General features: G+C 40.2%; 4 protein-coding genes. 2 read left to right on the top strand and 2 right to left on the bottom strand.

Annotation, left to right across the window (positions count from 1 at the left end):
• Both ACFFAP_RS10325 and uvrA read right to left on the bottom strand, forming a co-directional pair.
• The coding region (locus ACFFAP_RS10325; protein WP_375511128.1) for a PIN domain-containing protein at positions 1-1,111 on the bottom strand (1,111 nt) is incomplete at its 3' end.
• Between the two features lie 141 nt (positions 1,112-1,252).
• A complete protein-coding gene (gene uvrA, locus ACFFAP_RS10330; RefSeq protein ID WP_375511129.1) occupies positions 1,253-4,141 on the bottom strand; it encodes an excinuclease ABC subunit UvrA in 2,889 nt (962 codons plus the stop codon).
• Positions 4,142-4,430: 289 nt separating this feature from the next.
• Between uvrA and ACFFAP_RS10335 the strand changes: the two genes are divergently transcribed.
• Positions 4,431-5,108 carry a potassium channel family protein gene (locus ACFFAP_RS10335; protein ID WP_375511130.1) on the top strand — a complete coding sequence of 226 codons (678 nt, stop codon included), beginning with the start codon at positions 4,431-4,433 and terminating at the stop codon, positions 5,106-5,108.
• Between the two features lie 75 nt (positions 5,109-5,183).
• Entirely contained in the window at positions 5,184-5,747 is a 564-nt protein-coding gene (locus tag ACFFAP_RS10340; RefSeq protein WP_375511131.1) for a DUF3124 domain-containing protein, read from the top strand.
• Positions 5,748-5,933 lie beyond the last annotated feature (186 nt).

Consider the following 5,933-nt stretch of genomic DNA (forward strand, 5'->3'; position numbering starts at 1 on the left):
TTAGATTTTGTAAGTTTTCTGCAAATGGCGAGTTAATTTTCGGAAGCTCAGTTAAACTCCGTAAATTTTCTGCTAGTGTGGAGTTGATTTTTGTAAGATCAGCTATACTTTGCCTTTGTACTGCAATTGTAGATTGAATTTCTGTAAGATCAGCTATACTTGGTATTTTTTCTTGACTATTCTGCTCTGATATAGTTAACTCTTGATCTGAAAAATCTTTAACACTTTTAATAGCTGCATCATGCAGCATAATTTCTCTGGCTTCTTCTATTGCTTCTGGCTGTTCTGGGAGATTTAGAAAATTTCCAGCATATTTCATAAATCGAGGAGTTAAATACATATAAAATTTAACTCCAGCCTCTGCTAAAACTTCTTGTGCTAGCTCTGGCCTTGGGCTTATAATTTTACCTTCATGCTCTAACCACCAATCCTCTTTCTCATCATCTGTAATGAAAATTATCGGTTTTTTCTCTAATTTTGCATATTCAATTAGTTGAAACCATAGTATAGCATCACCGTACTTATCTGGTTCTGGTTTTTTTACATCTTTATAGCCTGGGGGAATTAATTCCTTAAATCTTTTTTCAGCATCTTTATAAATGGCGTTTAATTTCTCTTTGGAATAAGGCTGTCCAATTCTAGAATCCAATATTTCAGTTAATTTATCTAGAAGTTCGTCAGAGTTTATTAAATCAGGATGAGCCTGTTTTGTCTTACGTAAATTATTTTTTACTTTTTTAGTTATTCTTTCAACAGGTTCTATTATTTTATTTATCTCTATAGTAGAATGTATATGATATTTTCCTAAATCACCTTTTAAATTTTGTAGATTTTTATCTAAAATTCTCTGAATATCGTCGTAAGCTTTTGACTGATCAGATATCTTAGTCAAACGATTTTTATGAAACTCGTAAGCGACTTGATATGGAATCCAAATCCTTTGTTTAAGCTTGTGAAGAATGTCAAAAAATCTTTCCCTAGTTTTAGGAGAATACTGATAAATACGTAATAAAACATTTGTATCGAATGAAAAAATACATTCTTTCCATAGTTCAGCAAACTCTTCCTCTGTAGGCTGGTAATAGCCAGGAAATAAATTACGCATATTCATTTTTTGATAATTCCCTAATATATGCTTAAAGTATAGTGCCTATCCATACAAGGATAACACCCAACAATAAAAAGGGGTTTCTTAATAAAAGTCCTTCTTTTCCTATTCTTTGCTTTTCACCTTTGCGTGAGACAAAAAACTCTACTTCTTCAGCGCCGGATACTGCTGTAAAACCTGCTGCAAATATTGCCCAGTATAAGACCTGGGATTTTTTGCAACTTCCTCCGGTGTACCCACAGCAATCAATTCTCCCCCTTTATCACCACCTTCTGGCCCCAAATCTATCACCCAGTCAGAACAACGAATTACATCTAAGTTGTGTTCAATTACTAATATTGAATTACCTTTATCTACCAATCTTTGCAACACATCCAATAATTTGTGGACATCGTAAAAAGATAATCCTGTTGTCGGTTCATCTATTAAATAAAGTGTCTTACCTGTGGCGCGTCGAGATAGTTCTGTCGCCAATTTTACCCGTTGCGCTTCACCACCAGATAAGGTAGTCGCAGGTTGTCCTAGTTGGACATAACCCAACCCGACATCAAATAAAGTTTGCAAACGCGCGATCGCTTTCGGAATATTCTGGAAAAAGTCTAAACTTTCCTCAACTGTCATTCTCAGAACATCAGAAATAGACTTATCTTTGTACTTCACTTGCAAAGTTTCGCGGTTGTATCTTGCACCTTTACAAATTTCGCATTGCACGTAAACATCCGGGAGAAAGTTCATTTCAATAACATTCACACCCTGTCCGCTACAAGCTTCGCAACGTCCACCTTTAACGTTGAAGGAAAATTGTCCGGGTTTGTAACCCCTAGCTTTGGCTTCTACTGTTTGGGAAAATACATCCCGAATCGCATCGAAAATCCCTGTGTAAGTCGCAGGGTTAGAACGTGGTGTGCGTCCAATTGGAGATTGATCGATAACGATCGCTTTATCAATCGCATTCAATCCCTGAATTTTATCCAAATGTCTAGGTAAGGGAACTTTCTTAGTTAAATGGTGTTGCAGAGATGGGTACAGTAACTCGTTAATTAGGGTAGATTTGCCAGAACCAGACACACCAGTAATAGAGACAAGTTTACCTAATGGAATTTCTACATCTATATTTCTTAAATTGTTGCGATGGGCATTTTTAATTCCCAAACTGCGCCCATTTCCTTCTCGGCGTTCTGCTGGTGTGGTAATTACCCGTCTTCCTGATAAATATGCACCCGTCAAGGAATCTTCTGCTGCTAATAACGCCTGAAAATCACCTTGGGCGATAATATTTCCGCCGTGAATTCCTGCACCAGGGCCAATATCAACTATGTAGTTAGCTGCACGAATTGTTTCTTCATCATGTTCAACGACAATTAATGTATTACCCAAATCGCGCAATTTCGTTAAGGTTTTAAGCAACCTGCCATTATCTCGTTGATGCAAACCAATACTCGGTTCATCTAAAACGTAGAGAACTCCTGTTAAACCTGAACCAATTTGTGTCGCTAGACGAATTCGTTGGGCTTCGCCACCGGAAAGAGTCATGGCGGGACGGTCAAGGGTGAGATAATCTAAGCCTACATCCAACAAAAATTGCAATCTAGCTTTGATTTCTCGGAGAACTAAATCAGCAATTTGTAACTGGCGATCGCTCAACTTGAATTGCTCAATTCTCTCTCGACAATCCCGAATTGATACGCCAGTTAATTCTAATATTCCATATTGTCCCAACTTGACCGCCAAGGCTTCCGGTTTTAACCGTTTTCCCTGACAAACTTCACACGGCTGATCAATTAAAAACTGCTCTAATTTTTGCTTAACTAATTCCGAACCACCCTCATACTGCCGTTGCAAAATTGGAATAGCACCTTTAAAACTCTGCTTCCTCTGTGCCTCTGCGGCTCGTTCATCTTTCTCTCCATACAGAACAATTTGCTGCTGTTCTTCTGTCAGCTTGCTCCAATTTGTTTGTAACTCAAACCCATAAATCTGTCCCACACTGTAGAGTAATTCCAGATAATAAGAATTATCTTTTTCTGACCAAGGCGCGATCGCAGCATAAACTGGCGCTTCCCAGTCGGGTATAATCAAATCTGGTGCAAATCTTCTTAAAGTCCCGATTCCATGACAGTGCGGACAAGCACCATAAGGTGAGTTAAAGGAAAACAATCGCGGCGATAGTTCCTCCATTACCGCCCCATGTTCTGGACAAGCAAAGTTTTCCGAAAATACTAATTCTTCTTCTTTTTCTTGTCCGTCGTCACCAAGCAGACTCACCAGAATGGCTGCAATCCCACCCGATTGCTTGAGACACGTAGACAGGGAATCAACCAAACGTTCCTGAATATCAGGCTTTTTCACCAAGCGGTCAATTACCACTTCGATGGTGTGGGTAAAATTTTTATCTAATTCAATAGAATCAGACAGTTCGCGGATCTCGCCATTGATTCGCACGCGGACAAAACCTTGGGATGCCAGACTTGACAAAAGCTTACGGTGTGTGCCCTTTTTCCCCCTGACAACGGGTGCAAGGATTTGGAAGCGGGTGCGGTCTGGTAATTCCATAATGCGATCGCACATCTCATCGATTGTCTGGGGTGCAATACAGCGATCGCATATCGGACAATGGGGTTCGCCAGCCCGACCAAACAACAGCCGCAAATAGTCGTAAATCTCTGTCACCGTACCGACAGTGGAACGGGGGTTATGAGACGTTGACTTTTGATCAATGGAAATTGCTGGACTTAAGCCTTCAATCGCTTCCACATCCGGCTTATCCAACTGTCCTAAAAATTGCCGCGCGTAGGCGCTGAGGGATTCTACGTAGCGACGTTGCCCTTCAGCGAAAATGGTATCAAAGGCTAGGGAAGACTTACCAGAACCAGAAACGCCAGTGAACACAATCAAGCGATCGCGTGGCAATTCCAAGTCAATATTTTTCAGATTATGCTGCCTAGCACCCCGAATCCGAATGGTATTCTGGCTGTTGTGGCTGGGGTAGGGAAGATGTCCATTCAAAGATGCTGCTAGCTGTTGGTCTGACATATTGGGCGGCGAAGAAGGAGTTTCTGATGAAACAGTCCTTAATAATACTATCTTTAATCAGTTTATAGTAGAACAATGGTACTGTTTTAGTTAGTTAACCCAAGTTGCTAGTTATGCATTCAAGCGATCGCAACGAGTTCATTTAAGCAATAAAATCCCCTCCAGAGGAAAAATAGGAGGGGCTTATGCTAAACGAAATAATTGCAATCTATGCTATCCCTGATGACCTTTGTTCCTTTGCTAAATTGTAAAGTGGAATAGGAAGTCGAAGAGAGCATCAAGAACATACATGTACGTACTAATTGGTGGAGCAGGCTTAGTGGGCTTAAGTTTGGCGCAAAAAGTGGTAGAACTGGGACATACTGTTGCCGTAATTGACATTGACCCTATCGCTTGCCGTTATGCCCGTGAACAAGTAGGAGCAATGGCTTTTGAAGGCAGTGCTGTAAGTACAGAAGTATTGTTAGAAGCCGGGATTCGCAAAGCCGGTTCCTTGGCAGCTGTTCTGAGAAGTGATGCCTTAAACTTGGCAATGGTAACTCTTGCTAGACACTACGGTGTTCCCCATATTTTGAGTCGGATGCGCCACCCCGATTTTGCCGAACCGTTGCGTATCGCTGGAGCTAACCATATTATCAGTACTGTTGAACTATCAGTTTCAACAATGGTGAATGCCATTGAGTATCCGCAAGTAGAATCAATGATGCATTTTGAGCAGGGACAGATTGAGGTTCTGAAACTTTCCATCCCCAACAATTGCTATGTTGCTGGTCGTAGCGTTGCCGAAATTGCTCAGGATTCCCAATTTCCTAGTGGTTCGCTAATTATTGGCTATCAACCCCATCCCCACGAAGATTTGATGATTCCTAACGGTAGTACAATATTGGAACCTCATTCAACTGTGCTGATTGTGACTAAACCAGGATCTTTACATCAAGTCATTGATTTTATTGAACAAAAATGTTGAGCGTAGTTCCTAGTTAAACTCTTTATTAAGTGGGGTTAGCTACACATATAAAAAAAATTGGTGTAAATAGTTTTGATGAAGCTGTATCGATATATTTATTTAGCGATCGCTGTTATTATTCTGGCATCTTGTGAATCAACAAATATTCCACCCAAGTCACAACCCGATGCCATTCCAGCAACCCCATTGCAAAAAATCGTGACGCTGGATAATAATTTTAAGATAGCAAGCGGTCAAACTGTTTATGTACCAGTCTATTCTCATATCTATCATCACAATCGACAAGAGATTTTCGAGTTAGCAGTTACGCTAAGTATTCGGAATACAGATTTGACCAATCCGATCGTCATTACTTCTGTGCGCTACTATAACTCAGAAGGGAAATTAGTTAAGCAGTATTTAGAGCGCCCTATTCAACTTGATGCAATGGCTTCTACAGATTTTTTTATCAATAGAAATGATACCAGTGGAGGTTTAGGCGCAAACTTTATTGTCGAGTGGGTAGCCCAAACAGAAATATCCGAACCGATAGTGGAAGCAGTCATGATTGGTACTGATTTTCAACAAGGAATTTCTTTTATCAGTCCTGGTAGAGTAATTAAAAGTCAAAATAACTACAAGCGATCGCCTTTAAAATAATTCGTAATTCGTAATTAAGTTTTTCCTCGTTCCCAATGCAATCATTAAGTTTCCTCGTTCCCATGCTCCGTATAGGAATGCAATCATTGAATCAGAGACTCAATATCTAACTAGAGGCAGCAGATTCTAATCAGTCAAAGCTCAAAGGTTCACTCACGAAGCTCAGAGGTTTACTCACGAAGCTCA

It is taken from the genome of uncultured Nostoc sp. (assembly GCF_964245575.1).
GTDB lineage: Bacteria > Cyanobacteriota > Cyanobacteriia > Cyanobacteriales > Nostocaceae > Nostoc.

What these genes read in the sequence shown, in the direction of transcription:
- uvrA (WP_375511129.1), bottom strand. Translation starts at nt 4,141, where the DNA reads ATGTCAGACCAACAGCTAGCAGCATCTTTGAATGGACATCTTCCCTAC.
- ACFFAP_RS10335 (WP_375511130.1), top strand. Translation starts at nt 4,431, where the DNA reads ATGTACGTACTAATTGGTGGAGCAGGCTTAGTGGGCTTAAGTTTGGCG.
- ACFFAP_RS10340 (WP_375511131.1), top strand. Translation starts at nt 5,184, where the DNA reads ATGAAGCTGTATCGATATATTTATTTAGCGATCGCTGTTATTATTCTG.